This is a genomic window from Candidatus Pristimantibacillus lignocellulolyticus, assembly GCA_023639215.1.
Classification (GTDB): Bacteria; Bacillota; Bacilli; order Paenibacillales; family Paenibacillaceae; genus Pristimantibacillus; species Pristimantibacillus lignocellulolyticus.
In genome coordinates this window covers 1,985,001-2,003,959 of sequence record CP097899.1, presented here as the reverse complement: position 1 = coordinate 2,003,959, position 18,959 = coordinate 1,985,001, and the positions used below count along the sequence as shown (strand labels likewise).

Here is an 18,959-nt window from a genome sequence, read left to right as displayed (position 1 = left end):
CCTCAGCTCATCATGTAATTCTTGATTATTTGTATCCGTAAACCTCAAACTCCCATAAGGAGTATCCATATATTGTTGCTCGCGACTCCCCTTGGAATTTGATATATCTGCCTGTCGTTGTTAGCGGAATCTTTTCTACTCCGCCAAGTCCTGTCGTTGTCGAATATACTTCATTCCAGCTCAAGCCATCTTGTGACGTATAGATTCGGTATGCAGTCCCATAAGCCGCTTCCCAATTCAAGCTTAACTCTGTAAGGTGATGTGATTGACCTAAATCAATCACAGCCCACTCATCATCGTTACCAGGTGCGGATGCCCAGCGCGTTCCGTTATTTCCATCGACAATATTCTGCTTCTCGAAAGGAGCTTCTACAGAAGATACCGTTACTACTGCATCCTTAGAAATTAATTCACTTTCTGGTGTAGTGACCCCAGTGGCACTCCATACCTCAATCTCCCAAAGTGAGTAACCAAAAATCGTACCACGTTCGGTCATTAGTAGACGTATATAACGACCTGTTCCAGTAAGTGAAATTTCATCTTTCCCACCATCTCCTGTCGTCGTTGCATGAATATCATTCCAGTTCGACCCATCTTGTGATACTTGCAGTTGATAGCTCTTCGCATAGGCAGTCTCCCAATCTATTACCACTCGATCGAATGATTGTACCGATCCTAGATCGATAACCAATGATTGTGAATCAACACCTGCTTGCGAAGCCCAACGCGTTCCTACATTGCCATCTACTGCATTATTACTATTGAAAGGTATTTCGGTAGAGGATGCGGTCACCGTCTTTTGAAGCGCGAGATTAATAGAAGTTGATGGTTGCTCTGGTCCAGAACCTGCATTGTTATCAAGTTCAGGTGCTAACATCACGGTAGGATCTACTTTTATTAGTGACTTAGGAGCCACTACCGTACTTCCAGTCACGCCTCCAGTATTACGGAAAGTAACCGTTATACTTTCACTAGAAGGATTCCATACAAGTGCCCGATATTGCGTTCCTTTCTTGTAAACGGTTGCACTATGTCCACCAGTTGCCCATATATCTTTCGTACGCGAACCAAGACTCGCCATACTGTTAACGAACCAGTATGCATTAAATACTTCATTCTGCTGCATGACAGTAGGATTCCATTTTGCTAGCACAGTCTGTGGTTGACTAATAGATTGGAACGGCCACACAATATGTTGCCAATCTCGTTCAATACCACCATTATCCTGTACGAACTTGTTATAGACTCCATCTAACTTTGTCGTATCGAAACCAAAACTTGTTAACCATTCCGCTGTAGGTAACCAGTGAATCCCATAAATATGAACAGGTTCGCCACTAAAGAAGGTTCCGAAGAAATAAGATGAACCATAAACTTGACCAACTGAGCCATGCTTCCAGTCTGGATGCCAATTGTCGCCATCATAATTGAACCAATATTGTTCAATAGCTTTCAGTTCGGTTGTAAATCCATAGATCGCCGCATCACGGAAATCATCGTTCTCCGTCAATACTGACCACAAATATTGACCTACCCAACCAAATAAAGATTCACCCGCTGCTTCTTGATTGTTACCGTTAGCATTATCTGCGTAGCCACCTGCCCACGAATGTCCTGAATACGGATCAAAACTTCTGAATCGTGGAAATAAAGGATCTTCGCTCGATGGATTACCATAGTCACGAATTAATAGATCGACCATATCCTTATAATCTTCATAAAACTCTTCGTCGTACATTGCTAGTACTGCCGAAGCAAATACATAGTAGCCATACGTAAAATGATGATCAGTTATTCCGCTGTTAGCTCCAAATTCACTAAATTTGTAATACACTGTTCCCCATTCATCCTCGTAGTAGAAGAAATTAGCGGGCTCACCTTCCGTATAGGTATACCAATCTTCAAGAATTGTTTTCATACGACTTAGGAAAATCTGTTTATAATTTGTTGCCCCAATCTCATCGGCAATCAATACACCCATTGCAAGTGGATGTAGCTTTTTCCCTTGCCAATAAGCATCAGCTGCAAATAAGTTAGAACTAGTGTCCTGATCTAACAGCGCTAAATATTTCATTAACTCCGTTCTCGAATATTCTCCATTTACTGGCTCAGTAAACTGCGGCACCATGCCATAGAAACGATCAGTTGTTACAAATGTATTGCCTTTACTAACTTTCAATTCTCCTCGAATAGAGGGATATTTTAGAGTAGTCATTGGTGTCGTTGTAATTTTCCATTGATGTGGGTATTGTGCGAGTAGGGTTTGATCGGTAAATCCCGATCTTCTAAGTGCTGTAGTGGCATTAAATTGTGTTTCGATAATTGAGGTTTCTTCGTCATAGCTGTATGTAACGTTGGTGTCTACAACATGTGCATAACCATGTTCGTAAAATGTTTGAAGGTCTCCCTCAGATGGCATCGCCGCAAGTGAGAAATATTGATCATTATTACCTAACTGTATTTTCAGCTTACCGCCAGCTTTCATGATTGTGCTACCTGCCGGTAGAAATAGTCCATAATAACGTTTTACAGCCGCGCTATTCACTGGCTCTTCGTAGTTCGTTATTTCAATTCCAATTCGATCCGTCACAACGGTATTACCATCTTGCAGTAGTATCGTTGCCCCATTTTGATCATAGATCTTTGTTATATTCGAAGAGTAAATTTCTAATGCGTTAGCGTCGCTAACTTTTCCATATAAATAAGGAGAACCTTTCACAAAAGTTATTTTCAATTTATCTGTTGTATCATCGCTTAGCACAGTATCAACAGCAAAATCACTATATCCGCTTACACGATTAGACATCTTTGCAGCATTAATATGATTTGCCATAACATATAAATCAGGTGCTCCACTTGCTGTGACAGCGCTTCCATCTTGATTAATCCAACCCGCTCCAGGATTAAGAACTCCTAGTCCTTGCTTAGAAAACTGTGATTTGAGCGGCAACGTTATGATAGCATCTCCGAATGGACTAATGAGGAGTGATTGCCACCAGTCATTACTAGCAATCGGCCCAGTGATTGACTCATCTTTATATTCTGGTATTTTCGGATGAGGCATCTCAATCTGATTCGTCAAATAGCTCCCGCCGCCAAGATTTACTTTTTGCGGTGTTGGTAATGGATCAATTTGATGACTCGGCTTTGGATTTCCTGCCTGGTATTCATACACTTCAAACTCTCGAAGTGAATATCCCCAACTCGTTAGTCTTGCAATACCTTGCATTTTAATATAGCGAGCGCTTACATAAAGCGGCACTTCATCTATACTTCCATTGCCACGTTGCTCACGGTAGACCGTTGTCCAATTGTTCGCATCATTCGAAACTTGAAGATCATACGCGCGGCCACCGGCAGCCTCCCAGTTCAATATCACCGTACCTATTTGCTTAATTGAACCCAAATCTACATAAATCCATTCTTTATCTTCATGAATAGATCCCCAACGTGTATTCGGATCACCGTCCACTACTTTATTCGGATTCACGCTACCAATTGGAATATACCAAGCCTCTTCTACAGAAGAAGAAAATGCAGGTGCATTTAATGCTAGATTCGGCCCTAACTCTCTAATTGGCTCACTAATTCCTCCCGTACCATAAATAGAGAATTCAAATAAAGAATAGCCATAAGCTTGCATATTTCTTTCTAACCCAAGCATACGCACATAACGTCCTTGACCCGATAGTGTAATATCGTCTATACCACCATCACCATCTTCTGTGGCATATATTGTAGTCCAACTATATTCATCATTGGAAACTTGAATTTGATAAGCAGTCGCATATGAATTTTCCCAATGCAATGCTACACGGTCAATCGTAGCTGCTGCTCCTAGATCAATATAAATCCATTGTGGATCTACTCCCCAACTACTAGACCACCTTGAGTTTAAATTACCATCTACTGCTAACTGTGGAGAAAGACCTCCTTCAGTAGATGAAGCATATGCGCTACGGTTCATAGAAAGTAATGACGACGTTCCATTAGCCTTTGAGATAGGAACAGGACCAAATAAACCTACGACTAGAGCAACGATTAATCCATACACAAATATCGTCTTCTTCTTTAGATCTAACACTTTGACCATTCTCATATTATCTCTCCTTAATAAAATCCCCTCTTAACGATCAGGAAGATTAGCTTACGCATATCTTGTTCCTAACTGCAATCAAGAGGGGATAATCTATTAATTCTTATTTCATCAGGTTACGATTTTCTTGCCATTTAGCTGTTTTCCAATCTAGTACTGTCTGATAACCAAGTCCTTTTGTTTCTTCTGCTGCTTTTTTCAGCAACGCTGTTACTTCTTCATCAGATTTGGCATAGATCATTTGTGGAATTGCTTGCTTATAGTAATCTTTCAAACGTTGAAGAATAATACCTTCTTCAGAATCAGGAAGTGGATCTAAGTTAGAATACTCCGTAATATTAAGGGACGTTAAGAAAGATACCGTTGTTTGAGCAATTGTTGTCCAATCTTGTGCTTCTTCAGGTAATAGTTTTTCACGTTTACCTTTAACTACGTCAATATAACTTGTATTACCATACCAGTTGAACTCACCGATTTTCAGCTCATCATATTTCTTAGGATCACGATTAATGTAAGCATCGTTCGGAATTGGCACGCCATCTTCTACTGAATCATAGAATAAACCTTCTGGTCCGAAGAAGATAATACGTTGTCCTTCTTCACTAGTAGCCCAGTTCATGAATGAGAAGATTGCTTCTGGATCTTTTGCATTTGTAGTAATTACGTTAACATTCCAACCTAAAGTGTTATATCCAGAAGGATACACTTTATTTTTATCTACGCCTTCTTGGTGTACAGGCCAGATTACTTCATAACCAGCCTCTGGATCAGTTGCTTTAAGCATATTGTTCGCTTCACGACCAATGCCTTCAACTACAGAATCATAAGCTGCAAATACAGCAACTTTACCAGCTCTTAGTTTCTCGTTAATTTGATCACGTGTTTGAGTGAACAAATCTTGTGTAACTAGGTTTTGACGGAATAAGCGATTTAAGTACAATACTGCATCTGCAAATCCTTTATCTTCATAGATTGAGACGAGTTGATCACCTTGTGGAACACCGAATACACTACCAGCACCTGGAGAAATAAATGTTGGTGTATTACCGTCAGCTGCACCACTATAAAGCATTCCTAGCAATTGTAATTCTGCTCCATCACGAACTTCACCCGCATCAAGAGGTACTACATCAGGATATTTTTCTTTAACAAGTTTCAAGTAAGCTTCTAGCTCAGTCCAAGTAGCAAGACTAGGAGAACCTAACTCTTTATAAATCTTTTTGTTAACAAGATATGCTGCATTACCGTTACCATTGTCACCACTGATATACCAGTTAGGAATTTGATAAAGTTTTCCATCTTCACTACGTAGCATGTTCAATGTTTCTACTCCAATTGTTTCTACAAACTCTGGATATTTTTCTAAGTAAGGATCAAGTGCAACTAATTTACCAGCGCTTACAAGACGTTCTACATCTTTACCTTTATCAAGAACGATAGTATCAGGTAGAGTATTAGATACAATCATACCGTTAAGCTTTTGTGCTGCCGCTCCATTTGATTGCTCTGGAACCATTGTTACTTGAAGATTTTCTGTAATCCAAGCACCGTGTGGACGCTCTTCCCAAGTTGGAGCTGTATACCAATCATAGTTAACAAATTGCGAGAATGTTACTGGAATAACTTTGGATCTAGGATCAGTAGCTGTTGCAGGCCCTTCACCTTCTCCTGTATTATTTGCATTTTGTGTGTTCTGAGGTGTTGGAGTTGGAGTTGTTTTGTTACCACCGCTATTATTGCTACATGCTCCGAGTAATAAAGAAAATGTAAGAAGGACTAGCAGTGTTAATTTTGTTACTCTTTTGTTTTTCATATCATTTTACCCCTCTCTATACAATTATCTGTTACTAATCAAAGTATAGATGGATTTGATTTTCAAAAAAATCATAGCAATCAACGAAAAGTGTACTAAATCAATGAGCATACGGAATCATTAATTTAATTACCGTTCCTTCCCCTACTACACTTTCAATATAGACACCATACTCTGCTCCATAATGGAGCTTAATCCGTTGATCCACATTCCGTATCCCATAGCCAATTGCTGACTCACTCGTTCCGATAATTCCTTTAATCGTATGTTCGGGCATGCCTAGTCCATTATCTTCAATTGCTAAAATGATTCGATCTTCTTCACGACTAATTGCTAACCGAATATGAATCTGATCGTCATACCATGCATGCTCTAGCACATTTTCAACAAATGGCTGCAGAATAAATTTCACTGTCTCCTGCTCCAATAATAAATCATCGATCTCATAAGTAACGACTATACGATCACCATATTTCAAATTTTGAATATCCAAATATGCTTTAATAATTTCAATTTCCTTAGAGATAGGGATGATCATTTCACCTTTATTGAGCGTTAGACGATAAAACTTAGCTAATTTCAGAATCATTTCGTTCAATTTGTCTACTTCTCCTAATTTGGCCATTCGACTAATCGAGGAGAAGGTATTGTATAGGAAATGTGGGTTGATTTGCGCATGCAAAATTTGTAATTCCGCTTCTTTTGTTTCTAGTTTACTAATATAGAGTTCATCTATTTGCTTCTGAATAGTAGATGCCATTTCATTAAAAGCATCTGATATTTGACCGAACTCATCTTGACCTCTGTAATATATTCGCTTGTTAAAGTCGCCTTCCGTGAATGCTTGCAATGAATATACTAGTTTTGAAAAACGAAGTGTGAAAAATTTAGAAATGATAAAACTAATAAGAACAGCAACCAGTAACGAAATGAAACAGATTAGGATCGTAATATTTCGAACTTGTAATGAGCCTTCCCTTAACGACTTTTTCGGTACGAGTGCAATAAGTTGAAAGGGTACACTATCAATATCTTCTGTCATCTGTAAATATTGCTCGGAAGATTGTAAAAGACTAGGATCATACTCCTCTTCGCTCATATCACTTGAATATAAGTATTGTTGATTATGATCAACAACGATTAGTTTTGTTCCTTCTCCCAAATTACTAAGATCAAAATCTTCAAATACATCACGCATTTTCACAGTTATCTTTATTATTCCAATTTTTTTCAGGATTTCATAGTCGATCAGATTACGTAATAACGATATATTATCGTACTGCTTGTCCACACCGACTTGCTCCCACAACTTCTCATCATACATAAGGTTTAAATTCTTATACCATTCCTGGTCTTTAATCCGAGACGAATACATGATGCCATATACTCTACTACCATCTCGTAAATCCTCTTCACGCTCCTCATAGTAAAACTCTCCTATGGTTGGTTTATCTAAATATAGACTGATCATAACTTCGGTGTTAGGAAGTAAAACAGCCGATTCCATTTTCGGTAATATATATTGCGTCATAATCCGATGTCGTTCCCCGCCCAGATAATACCCTGATAAATTTCGCGACAGCACTTGATCCTCGAATATAGCATCGGAACTACGAATAATATCATTCACTCTAAAATCGACTTGTGTTCTATATTGTGTAAGCGCAACCGCTAAATTGTTGCGCATCTCCTGCTCAGCAGAGCTCGCTGTCTTATAGTAGGTATAACTACCAATAATGATAATAGGAAAAAGAATTAGCAAAATATATGAAGCAAGAAGCTTCGTCCGAAGTGGTATATATCGCTTTCCAGATCTATACATATTATCCGCTCTTCTTTCTAAATTCGCCTGGCGTCATCCCAATTGCCTCACGAAATGTTCTACTAAAATGGGTTAGACTTTTGTAACCGATCTGATCTGCTACTTCATATACTTTTAATTTATGATTGCGAAGCAGCTCTTTTGCTACTTCCATACGGCGCATAAGTACATATTCATTAAACGTTGAGCCCATCGTTTCCTTAAATAGATGACCAAGATGATTAGGCGAATAGGCAAAATAGTTCGCAACTTCTCGCAACGTAATTTCGCCTGAAAGACGTTCTTCGATATAAACAATAATCTCTTCGAATAATTTATAATTTCTTTTCTGTTTGCGCATATATAACGTTTCTGATATTTCAAACAATGTACTTCTTAGCCATTTTTGTATATCGTATATCGTTTCAAATTGTGCAATTCTCTCCAAGTTATTACTTTCCCAACCAAGTAAACTTTGAAAACTTTCATTCATTTGTGCTAGATCATTTTGCAATTTTAGTGCAATATGAGTAGCAAAATAATAAACTTTTTGTGGATGATCAGCATATTGAACCACAGTAAATAACTCATCAATACAATCATAAATATTGACTAGCTGATACTTTATTGTGGCTTGGAACATTCGATCTAGTATCGGTTGAATATCTTTTGTTTGTTGGTCATCTCTTGGCAACAACATTGATGGTGCAATCACTCTATTTTTGCCAAGAAACATTTTATAATGAATGCATTCCTGAGCTTGCTCGAATGCTTGTTTTACTGTAAATTCATCACTCACTTGATCACCGAAGCCTGCAGTGATCGTAACTTTTTGCATAGCTGCTGTTAATTCTACTATTTTGGTAAGTTCTATTACTAGATCATTGCTATATGGAATAATTAATCCTAAGCGATGACTTGATAATTTACACCATAAAGTATAGTTATTTTGATGGAATAATTGTTCTAGAAAGATCATGCATTGTTCTGTTAAAAGCTTTAAACTTCTTTCGCTTTCTCCTATTGAAATAATGCCTCTATCAATCTCTATAATAACGACCGCCATGCCATTGCATCTATAGTGATAACCTAGTTGCTTGGCAAGCGACTCTGTCCATAGTCGTGAAGTTTGACCTTGGAGTAATTGAGATACACTATCCTGCCTACGCCACACTAAAGTTTCTGCCATAATCTCTTGTTGATTACGTTCCTCTGTCAGTTGATTAACAATATTCTCAATAACTGCAATTAGTTCATTGTCATCTACCGGCTTTAACACATAGCCATCGGCCTTCAAATCTAATGCTTGCTTAGCAAATTGAAAATCTTGATATCCGCTAATAAAACACTTTTTTAACTGTGGATTCAAGTCTTGCGCACGTTTTGCAAGTTCCAAACCACTTAATACTGGCATCTTAATGTCTGTAATCAAGATATCAATACTATGCTCCTCAATATATTGCAGAGCAACGAGCGGACGATTCTCCCAGCACACGACTTCTATATTTAATTTTTCCCATGGTATTAACTGACGTAGACCTTCTAGATCAAATCGTTCATCATCAACTACAACTGCTTTATACATAGAATTCCTCCTAGTAGCATGATGTCAAAGAGAGGTTATACATTGTCTGTATAACCTCTTGTCTTAGCAGTCACATATATTATAATGAGATGCTGCAATTTACTATTCTTTTAGAGATCCTATTAATACCCCTTTAACGAAGTAGCGTTGTAGGAATGGATAAATACATATAATCGGTAATGTCGCTACCATCATCGTAGCCATCTGTAACGCCTTAACAGTTACCGTATTAGCTAATGCAGATTGAGCATAACTATTCAAATTAGTCATTAGCGAAGCTGTAGTACCCGCATTAATTATTTGTACGAGTAATGTTTGTAACGGAATTAAGGTCTGATTCTGGATAAATACTGCCGGAATAAACCAATCATTCCAAAGTGTTACTGCCGTGAACAACGACAAAGTTGCTATAACCGGACCAGATACCGGAAGTACAATTTTGAAAAAGACTCCAAAATTAGAACAACCATCAATTCTTGCCGATTCTTCCAATCCATCAGGTAATTGACTGAAGAATGTTCGGAATATTATCATATTATATACGCTAATCATTCCGTGTAACAATAGGAATAGGAAAGTATTATACAGATTCAATGAATATACGATGATAAAGTATGGAATTAACCCACCATTAAAGAACATTGTAAAGATAGCAAATAACGTATAGAAACGTTTGAATACTATCCCTTTTTTAGATAGACCATATGCGAATAGTGCCGTAAAGAACATTGATAATAAAGTACCTAAAACCGTTCTTAAGATCGTAATTAAATACGCATTGTAAATATTTTTTTCTTGGAATACAACTTTATAGTTTTCTAATGTAAAGTCTCGTGGCCAAAAAGTAAGGCCCCCTAGTGCAGTATCTGAACCAGTGTTGATCGAGATGACGAAAGAATTCCAAAATGGATAAAATGTTATGAAAGTTAAGATCGCTAATAAAATATAGATTATTGTTCGTACAACTTTATCAGATGCTGATAATCTCATTTGTGCCACTCCTTGTTCGTTATCTTCATTTCACTACCATAGACTTTCTTGATTAAAGCGACGAGCTAGTGAATTAGCAAGTACAAGTAATGTCACACTTAATATTGATTTAAATAATCCTGCCGCTGTTGCATAAGAATATCGTTGATTCATTATCCCCATCTGATAGACATAGGTATCTATTACTTCTGCCACTGGCATGAGTACCCCATTATTCAAATTACGGGTTAACATCATAATATCGTCAAACCCTGCATTCAATGTATTACCTACTCCAAGAATTAGGAAGATCATAATAACTGGTGCAATACTTGGTAAAGTAATCGTGAATATTTGCTTCACTCTGCTTGCTCCATCAATTGCTGATGCTTCGTATAATGCGGGATCAATACCAATAATTGCAGCTAAATATACAATCGATCCAAAACCAATTTCTTTCCATACATTTGTTCCAACTATAATTTGCCAGAAGTATTCAGGAATGGATAACCAACTAATTGGCTCTTTAATTAAATTAAATTGAAGAAGGATATCATTAACTGGTCCATTGTCTACTGCTAGCATAGAGAATACTAAGCCCGATACAACAACCCATGACATAAAGTGAGGAATGTACGTAATCGTCTGTACTATTTTCTTAAATGCTACATTTCCTATTTCATTAAGCATTAAAGCCAAAATAATTGGTGCTGGGAAACCGACTAGTAACTTCAAAAAGCTAATTACAAATGTATTTCTCATAATGCGCCAAAATTCAGGAGAGTTGAAAAACATATCAAAGTGTTTGAATCCAACCCATTCACTTGCTGAAAAACCTTTGAAAATGTTGTAATCCTGAAATGCCATTAGTACTCCCCACATTGGGCCGTAACTGAAAATTAACAAGAAAAGAATTGCGGGTAAAATCATTAATTGATAGTCCCACTGTTTGATAAACTTTTGCCAGACCGATAACGGCTTTAATGATTTGTTCATGTAATATCACCATCTCGTTTCGAGTATTTGTATACCTTATATGTTAAAGTTTTTAATGCTACCATTCTAGAACAGTAAATAACGATATATGTACTAAATCAACGATAAGGAATTTACACGCCTTTTTAAACGCAATAAAAAGAGGGATTATCTCCATCGAGACAATCCCTCTTCTTCTATTATTCTATCGTATAATCATTATGCTTTGACATATTGTAATCATTAGGCTTTCATCATATCATGATCAACGTAACGCTCGCCATTCAGCTCACTAATAACATTGATAGCAACTTTTGCTCCGTCACCAGCAGTTATAATCGCATGGACACTTACTCCTGTACATGTACCAGCTGCCCATACACTTTCAACGTTTGTTTTACCTTGTGCATTAACATCAAAAATAGTTTTAATGCGAGGCTCTGTACCTGGTTTTGTAGCGATACTTAATTGCTCCGCTAGATCAGTATGGATTCCAGATGCAATAATAAGATGTTTAGCTTCGATACTATCACCACTCGCAGTAGTTAATGCTACTCCACTAGCAGTCTTCTCGATCGAAACGACTGTATCTTCCTTGTATTCTGCACCAAATTTCTGAAATTGCTTAATCCCAGTTTCAACAAGATCTGGACCTGAGATCTCCATAACTCCATAAAAGTTTTCGAACCAAGCGCGTTTTGTCATACCTTTATCACTATCAAGAACAATCGTTTTCTTACCCGCTTTTGCAGTAAATAATGCTGCACTAGCTCCTGCTGGACCAGCTCCGATTATTGCAACTTCATACATATTCAAGCACTCTCCCTCAATTATAATTCAGGCTATGCCTTACTCTATTGTATCGAAGTTTTAAGTTTATTACAAAAATAATCCAATATACCAAGCTTCTTATGACCTTAACGTATCTTATCGTTCATTTCGCATGAAAACTCGTATAAAAAAGCCTCCACTGCTTTACACAGTGGAGGTATCTGAATTGGTTATGCTTCCTAAACCTTATGGTCTCCGCTTGTCTTGCTTTACTTTTTAACCCATGGAGATTTAGATTTTCCTGCCGCTTTAGTCCCAAACTTAGGTCTTCCAGTTGAGCTCGTCTCAGATTTAGGTTTCCATGGCGAGCTTGTCTCTGACTTAGGTTTCCGCGCAGAGTTTGTCCCAAACTTTGGCTTTCCAGTCTTGTTCACCTCGGATTTAGGTTTCCGCGTTGAGCTTACCTCGGGCTTTGGATTTCGTGCAGGGTTTGTCTCTGACTTGTACTTTCGTGCCGCGTTTGACTTGGCTTTGACAGGTTGAACGACCGCTTCTGTATTTAATTGCTGTGGTGTACGCTTCATTGGATAAGCATGATCTTTTACTTCTGGGATAGACTTGCCAATTAACTTCTCAATATCCTTCAGATATGGAATTTCGTCAATATCACAGAATGAAATAGCAGTTCCGCTCTGTCCCGCCCTTCCGGTACGACCAATTCGATGAACGTAGGTTTCTGGAATATTAGGCAGATTGAAGTTGATCACGTGTGAAAGTTCTTCCACATCAATTCCTCTCGCTGCAATATCCGTAGCTACCAACACTCGCGTTGCACCACTTTTAAAATTATTTAATGCATTTTGTCGATCATTTTGCGATTTATTACCATGAATAGCCTGAGCAGAAATTTTCACTTTATTCAGTTCTTTCGTAACCCGATCGGCTCCGCGCTTCGTACGGGTAAACACCAATGCCGAAACAATAGATTCATCTTGTAACAAATCATTCAACTGATGTTGTTTCTTCCCACTTTCCATCAAATAAATAGATTGCTCGATTCTATCCGCTGTAGAAGATACTGGTGTAATTTCTACTTTCACCGGATTAACAAGTATCGATTTAACCATTTTAGAGATTTCCGGTGGCATCGTTGCTGAGAAGAACAATGTTTGTCTTTTGCTCGGCATTTTAGCAATGATGCTTTTCACATCTTTTATAAAACCCATATCGAGCATTCTATCTGCTTCATCAAGCACTAATATTTCGACATATTGTAAATCAACACGTTTTTGCGTAATTAGATCGATAAGTCTCCCTGGTGTGGCAATAATTATATCGGCACCATGATTTAGTGCACGCTCTTGCACTTTTTGTGAAACACCACCAACGATAGCGGTACATAGTACATCTGTATAAAGACTATAAGCTTTAATATTATCAGAAATCTGAATAGCAAGTTCTCTTGTCGGTGTCAAAATCAACGAGCGAATACGACGTCCGGTATTGCTATTGCTTTTCCGATTGCTTAGCAATTGGATAATTGGCACTGCAAATGCTGCCGTCTTCCCTGTTCCAGTCTGAGCACAGCCAAGCAAATCTCTACCTGCTAACACAGCTGGGATCGCCTGCTCTTGTATAGGTGTCGGGGTAGTATAGTTCTCTTTACTTAACCCTTTTAAAATCTCGGGTGCAATATTCAAATCATTAAATGTCATGTTATCTCCTTAGTCTACCATCCATATATGAATCAGGTAACAAATAAGAATAACACAATAGTAGGAAAAATGTGAAGTGTAAATATAGGAAGTTGTAAAAAATAGCTGATTTTGGTGGAAGAAACGATATTATAGATGACCATATTTCTGTCACTAAACTCTAATTATACGGATTCAATTTGAATGACTTGATTATCATTCGATCACATCAATAAGCATAATCGAACAAGTAATAAGGAAATATTACATGAATAGATACAAAAAAACCACTAGGTTATCCCTAATGGTTGAAGTTCGTGGTTGGTGCGCGTGGAGGGACTTGAACCCCCACGGTCGCCCGCTAGATCCTAAGTCTAGTGCGTCTGCCAATTCCGCCACACGCGCACATTGTAAGTCCTATGATTTGATTATGTATAACAAGAGTTATATGGTGCGCGTGGAGGGACTTGAACCCCCACGGTCGCCCGCTAGATCCTAAGTCTAGTGCGTCTGCCAATTCCGCCACACGCGCACATCAAATCGACTACCCTTAATACTTTACAGCATAATTTATTAAATGTCAACATTGCTAAGAAATTTTTTTGAATGATTTTCTTATATATTTTTAGACTAATATGTACAGTAACTATTACGTTATTCCTGCTCTTGAGTGTAGGTGTTCTACATAGTAAAGTCATATGTACAACATTGTTGTGGACTAGTGTGATATTATCCTTCTATTGACTCGTTTAGACCATTTTTATTGTCCAATGCTGCTTTTTCATCCTTTTAGATCGTTTAGACATCATTTTTATGGTCCAGTGCTGTTTTTTCTTCGTATTAGCTCATTTAGACACCATTTTTATGGTCCAATGCTGTTTTTTCTTCGTATTAGCTCATTTAGACACCATTTTTATGGTCCAGTGCTACTTTTTCTTCCTTTTGGCTCGTTTAGACATCATTTTTATGGTCCAATGCTGCTTTTTCATCCTTTTGGATCGTTTAGACATCATTTTTATGGTTTATTTTGAAATTTTACCTTAGTTAGTTACTTTACACTATGCTTTACTCTCTTCTGGCAAACATCAATCATTATCCCCATTTATATGATCTCTTAGCAATTTATCTATTGATCCAATTAGTTATTCAACTTCACAACAATACGAAAATCATACATCACACAACATATAATAATGATAGACACAAAAAAACCACCAGATAAGATCTGGTGGTGAATTTCGTGGTTGGTGCGCGTGGAGGGACTTGAACCCCCACGGTCGCCCGCTAGATCCTAAGTCTAGTGCGTCTGCCAATTCCGCCACACGCGCACAAATAATAAACTGGTGAGCCATGAAGGACTCGAACCTTCGACACCCTGATTAAAAGTCAGGTGCTCTACCAACTGAGCTAATGGCTCTCATTAAGAGAGTAATACTGGCTGGGGATACAGGATTCGAACCTGTGATGACGGAGTCAAAGTCCGTTGCCTTACCACTTGGCTAATCCCCATTATTATGGTGGAGGATGACGGGATCGAACCGCCGACCCTCTGCTTGTAAGGCAGATGCTCTCCCAGCTGAGCTAATCCTCCATAATGGTGACCCGTAGGGGACTCGAACCCCTGTTACCTCCGTGAAAGGGAGGTGTCTTAACCACTTGACCAACGGGCCTTGCAATAACTTGTCCTACTTGAGTGTACATCTGGTTGTGGAGCTCTCAACCGGAATCGAACCGGTGACCTCATCCTTACCATGGATGCACTCTACCTACTGAGCTATGAGAGCATGGCTCCCCGAACAGGACTCGAACCTGTGACAACTCGATTAACAGTCGAGTGCTCTACCAACTGAGCTATCAGGGAACGTTAACCAATAATCCTAGATCAATTAAGATCAAAGGCATAGCATCAAGGCTTGCACCTTGAAAACTGGATATGAAAGGCAAAACTCCAAAGTGATGCTTGTATCAATGTACTTTTCTTGCTTACGCTTGAAAAGATGGTTAGGATAAGCCCTCGACCGATTAGTATTCGTCAGCTACATGTATTGCTACACTTACACCCCGAACCTATCAACCTCGTCGTCTTCAAGGGGTCTTACTAATTGGGAAATCTCATCTTGAAGGGGGCTTCACGCTTAGATGCTTTCAGCGTTTATCCCGTCCGTACTTAGCTACCCAGCTATGCTTCTGGCGAAACAACTGGTACACCAGCGGTACGTCCATCCCGGTCCTCTCGTACTAAGGACAGCTCTTCTCAAATTTCCTGCGCCCGCGACAGATAGGGACCGAACTGTCTCACGACGTTCTGAACCCAGCTCGCGTACCGCTTTAATGGGCGAACAGCCCAACCCTTGGGACCTACTTCAGCCCCAGGATGCGATGAGCCGACATCGAGGTGCCAAACCTCCCCGTCGATGTGGACTCTTGGGGGAGATAAGCCTGTTATCCCCAGGGTAGCTTTTATCCGTTGAGCGATGGCCCTTCCATGCGGTACCACCGGATCACTAAGCCCGACTTTCGTCCCTGCTCGACTTGTAGGTCTCGCAGTCAAGCTCCCTTTTGCCTTTGCACTCTTCGAATGATTTCCAACCATTCTGAGGGAACCTTTGGGCGCCTCCGTTACTCTTTAGGAGGCGACCGCCCCAGTCAAACTGCCCACCTGACACGGTCCCTCTACCCGATTCAGGGTAGCAGGTTAGAACTCCGATACGATCAGGGTGGTATCCCAACGTCGCCTCCTCACAAGCTGGCGCTCATGACTCAAAGGCTCCCACCTATCCTGTACAGATCGTACCAAAGTTCAATATCAAGTTGCAGTAAAGCTCCATGGGGTCTTTCCGTCTTGTCGCGGGTAACCTGCATCTTCACAGGTATTAAAATTTCACCGGATCTCTCGTTGAGACAGCGCCCAATTCGTTACGCCATTCGTGCGGGTCAGAATTTACCTGACAAGGAATTTCGCTACCTTAGGACCGTTATAGTTACGGCCGCCGTTTACTGGGGCTTCGGTTCATAGCTTCGGGTTACCCCTAACCACTCCCCTTAACCTTCCAGCACCGGGCAGGCGTCAGCCCGTATACTTCGTCTTACGACTTCGCACAGACCTGTGTTTTTGCTAAACAGTCGATTGGGCCTTTTCACTGCGGCCCCCTCGGGCTATTAACCCTACCGGGGCACCCCTTCTCCCTAAGTTACGGGGTCATTTTGCCGAGTTCCTTAACGAGAGTTCTTCCGCGCGCCTTAGCATGCTCTGCTCGCCTACCTGTGTCGGTTTGCGGTACGGGCACCTATACCTAACTAGAGGCTTTTCTTGACAGCCGGAGCTCATGACCTTCGCTACTATAATTTTCGCTCCCCATCGCAGCCCAGCCTTATAGCCGACGGATTTTCCTATCGACAAGCCTCACTACTTAGACGGACTATTCCATCAGTCCGCGTCACTACCCTTCTGTGTCACCCCATTGCTCAAACGGTTTTCGGTGGTACAGGAATTTCAACCTGTTGTCCTTCCACTACGCCTTTCGGCCTCGCGTTAGGTCCCGACTTACCCTGAGAGGACGAGCCTTCCTCAGGAACCCTTAGGCTTACGGCGGACAAGATTCTCACTTGTCTTTTCGTTACTCATACCGGCATTCTCACTTGAATACTGTCCACCAGTCCTTACGGTCTGACTTCAACCTATATTCAACGCTCCCCTACCCAAGTACCATTAAGGTACATGCCATAGCTTCGGTGGTGTGTTTAGCCCCGTTACATTTTCGGCGCAGAGTCACTCGACCAGTGAGCTATTACGCACTCTTTAAATGGTGGCTGCTTCTAAGCCAACATCCTGGTTGTCTGTGCAACTCCACATCCTTTCCCACTTAACACACACTTGGGGACCTTAGCTGATGATCTGGGCTGTTTCCCTCTTGACAATGGATCTTAGCACTCACTGTCTGACTCCCGGATAACATGTCTGTGGCATTCGGAGTTTGACTAGACTTGGTAACCCTTGGCGGGCCCCGCACCCAATCAGTGCTCTACCTCCACGACACTCTAATCCGAGGCTAGCCCTAAAGCTATTTCGGGGAGAACCAGCTATCTCCGAGTTCGATTGGAATTTCTCCGCTACCCCCACCTCATCCCCGCACTTTTCAACGTGCGTGGGTTCGGGCCTCCAGTGCGTGTTACCGCACCTTCACCCTGGACAGGGGTAGATCACACGGTTTCGGGTCTACGACTACGTACTTATTCGCCCTATTCAGACTCGCTTTCGCTGCGGCTCCGTCTTTCCAACTTAACCTTGCACGTAATCGTAACTCGCCGGTTCATTCTACAAAAGGCACGCCATCACCCATAAATAGGGCTCTGACTTTTTGTAAGCGCACGGTTTCAGGTTCTTTTTCACTCCGCTTCCGCGGTGCTTTTCACCTTTCCCTCACGGTACTGCTTCACTATCGGTCACTAGGGAGTATTTAGCCTTGGCAGATGGTCCTGCCGGATTCCGACGGGGTTTCACGTGTCCCGCCGTACTCAGGATACAGTTCGGAGAGTGTCGACTTTTGGCTACAGGGCTTTTACCTCTTCTAGCGGGCCTTTCCAGACCTCTTCGCCTAACCTACACCTTTGTAACTCCATGTGAACTGTCCTACAACCCCAAAGAGCAAGCTCTTTGGTTTGGGCTAATCCGCGTTCGCTCGCCGCTACTGACGGAATCACTTTTGTTTTCTCTTCCTCAGGGTACTTAGATGTTTCAGTTCCCCTGGTATGCCTCTATCTAACCTATGTATTCAGTTAGAAGTAACAGTCCATTACGACTGCTGGGTTTCCCCATTCGGAAATCCCCGGATCAAAGCTTGCTTACAGCTCCCCGAGGCAGTATCGTTGTTCGCCACGTCCTTCTTCGGCTCCTAGTGCCTAGGCATCCTCCGTGCGCTCTTACTAGCTTAACCTAGTTGCGCTCATATTGTTTTTCATCTCCTCAAGTGTTCTTGTGGAACAAGGTCGTCGATGAAAAAAATATTCGCTATTGAGTAAAACATTTGAATGTAAATTCGCGTGTTTCACTTTCATTCGCTTTGGATGTTTCATTACTTTCTTATCCAGTTTTCAAGGAACAAACATTCTTCTTTATGATGATCATACTTCCGAAGAAATATGTCTCATTTCATAGAGAAAAATCGTCTTTGTTGCGCTGACGAGTTTTGATTATATCAACATTCGACAAATTATGCAACAGGTATTTTGTGAATACCGCTTGGCGACGTCCTACT

At 40.4% G+C, this 18,959-nt stretch carries 8 protein-coding genes, 9 tRNA genes and 2 rRNA genes (1 of these 19 only partly in view); all 19 read right to left on the bottom strand.

Going from position 1 to position 18,959, the window contains the following annotated elements; all coding sequences use genetic code 11:
- Window positions 1-25: 25 nt before the first annotated feature.
- A complete protein-coding gene (locus NAG76_08495; GenBank protein URN96239.1) occupies window positions 26-4,099 on the bottom strand; it encodes a discoidin domain-containing protein in 4,074 nt (1,357 codons plus the stop codon).
- 100 nt (window positions 4,100-4,199) lie between these two features.
- Window positions 4,200-5,909, bottom strand: a complete 1,710-nt coding sequence (locus NAG76_08490) for an extracellular solute-binding protein (GenBank protein URN96238.1) — start codon at window positions 5,907-5,909, stop codon at window positions 4,200-4,202.
- Between the two features lie 100 nt (window positions 5,910-6,009).
- The gene (locus NAG76_08485) at window positions 6,010-7,731 is read right to left on the bottom strand and encodes a sensor histidine kinase (GenBank protein ID URN96237.1); all 1,722 of its coding nucleotides are present in this window, start codon (window positions 7,729-7,731) and stop codon (window positions 6,010-6,012) included.
- Between the two features lies 1 nt (window position 7,732).
- Window positions 7,733-9,295 carry a helix-turn-helix domain-containing protein gene (locus NAG76_08480; GenBank protein URN96236.1) on the bottom strand — a complete coding sequence of 521 codons (1,563 nt, stop codon included), beginning with the start codon at window positions 9,293-9,295 and terminating at the stop codon, window positions 7,733-7,735.
- A gap of 102 nt (window positions 9,296-9,397) precedes the next feature.
- Window positions 9,398-10,285: a carbohydrate ABC transporter permease gene (locus tag NAG76_08475; GenBank protein ID URN96235.1), complete on the bottom strand. Its 888-nt coding sequence runs from the start codon at window positions 10,283-10,285 to the stop codon at window positions 9,398-9,400.
- A gap of 33 nt (window positions 10,286-10,318) precedes the next feature.
- A complete protein-coding gene (locus NAG76_08470; GenBank protein ID URN96234.1) occupies window positions 10,319-11,260 on the bottom strand; it encodes an ABC transporter permease subunit in 942 nt (313 codons plus the stop codon).
- 222 nt (window positions 11,261-11,482) lie between these two features.
- Window positions 11,483-12,049: an FAD-dependent oxidoreductase gene (locus NAG76_08465; protein ID URN96233.1), complete on the bottom strand. Its 567-nt coding sequence runs from the start codon at window positions 12,047-12,049 to the stop codon at window positions 11,483-11,485.
- Window positions 12,050-12,279: 230 nt separating this feature from the next.
- Window positions 12,280-13,725: a DEAD/DEAH box helicase gene (locus NAG76_08460; protein URN96232.1), complete on the bottom strand. Its 1,446-nt coding sequence runs from the start codon at window positions 13,723-13,725 to the stop codon at window positions 12,280-12,282.
- A gap of 301 nt (window positions 13,726-14,026) precedes the next feature.
- A tRNA-Leu gene (locus NAG76_08455) sits at window positions 14,027-14,109 on the bottom strand.
- 44 nt (window positions 14,110-14,153) lie between these two features.
- A tRNA-Leu gene (locus NAG76_08450) sits at window positions 14,154-14,236 on the bottom strand.
- A gap of 713 nt (window positions 14,237-14,949) precedes the next feature.
- A tRNA-Leu gene (locus tag NAG76_08445) sits at window positions 14,950-15,032 on the bottom strand.
- A 13-nt stretch (window positions 15,033-15,045) separates the two neighbouring features.
- Window positions 15,046-15,121: transfer RNA gene (locus tag NAG76_08440), tRNA-Lys, on the bottom strand.
- 18 nt (window positions 15,122-15,139) lie between these two features.
- Window positions 15,140-15,213, bottom strand: a tRNA-Gln gene (locus tag NAG76_08435).
- Window positions 15,214-15,219: 6 nt separating this feature from the next.
- Window positions 15,220-15,295: transfer RNA gene (locus tag NAG76_08430), tRNA-Val, on the bottom strand.
- 4 nt (window positions 15,296-15,299) lie between these two features.
- Window positions 15,300-15,374, bottom strand: a tRNA-Glu gene (locus NAG76_08425).
- A 38-nt stretch (window positions 15,375-15,412) separates the two neighbouring features.
- Window positions 15,413-15,488, bottom strand: a tRNA-Thr gene (locus NAG76_08420).
- A gap of 1 nt (window position 15,489) precedes the next feature.
- A tRNA-Asn gene (locus NAG76_08415) sits at window positions 15,490-15,565 on the bottom strand.
- 141 nt (window positions 15,566-15,706) lie between these two features.
- Window positions 15,707-18,638: ribosomal RNA gene (locus NAG76_08410) — 23S ribosomal RNA — on the bottom strand.
- Window positions 18,639-18,941: 303 nt separating this feature from the next.
- Window positions 18,942-18,959: ribosomal RNA gene (gene rrf / locus NAG76_08405) — 5S ribosomal RNA — on the bottom strand; it runs 99 nt beyond the window's last position.

Bases quoted from the DNA above. Each gene is read 5' to 3' on its own strand.
- NAG76_08495 (URN96239.1), bottom strand. From the start codon at position 4,099: ATGAGAATGGTCAAAGTGTTAGATCTAAAGAAGAAGACGATATTTGTG.
- NAG76_08490 (URN96238.1), bottom strand. From the start codon at position 5,909: ATGAAAAACAAAAGAGTAACAAAATTAACACTGCTAGTCCTTCTTACA.
- NAG76_08485 (URN96237.1), bottom strand. From the start codon at position 7,731: ATGTATAGATCTGGAAAGCGATATATACCACTTCGGACGAAGCTTCTT.
- NAG76_08480 (URN96236.1), bottom strand. From the start codon at position 9,295: ATGTATAAAGCAGTTGTAGTTGATGATGAACGATTTGATCTAGAAGGT.
- NAG76_08475 (URN96235.1), bottom strand. From the start codon at position 10,285: ATGAGATTATCAGCATCTGATAAAGTTGTACGAACAATAATCTATATT.
- NAG76_08470 (URN96234.1), bottom strand. From the start codon at position 11,260: ATGAACAAATCATTAAAGCCGTTATCGGTCTGGCAAAAGTTTATCAAA.
- NAG76_08465 (URN96233.1), bottom strand. From the start codon at position 12,049: ATGTATGAAGTTGCAATAATCGGAGCTGGTCCAGCAGGAGCTAGTGCA.
- NAG76_08460 (URN96232.1), bottom strand. From the start codon at position 13,725: ATGACATTTAATGATTTGAATATTGCACCCGAGATTTTAAAAGGGTTA.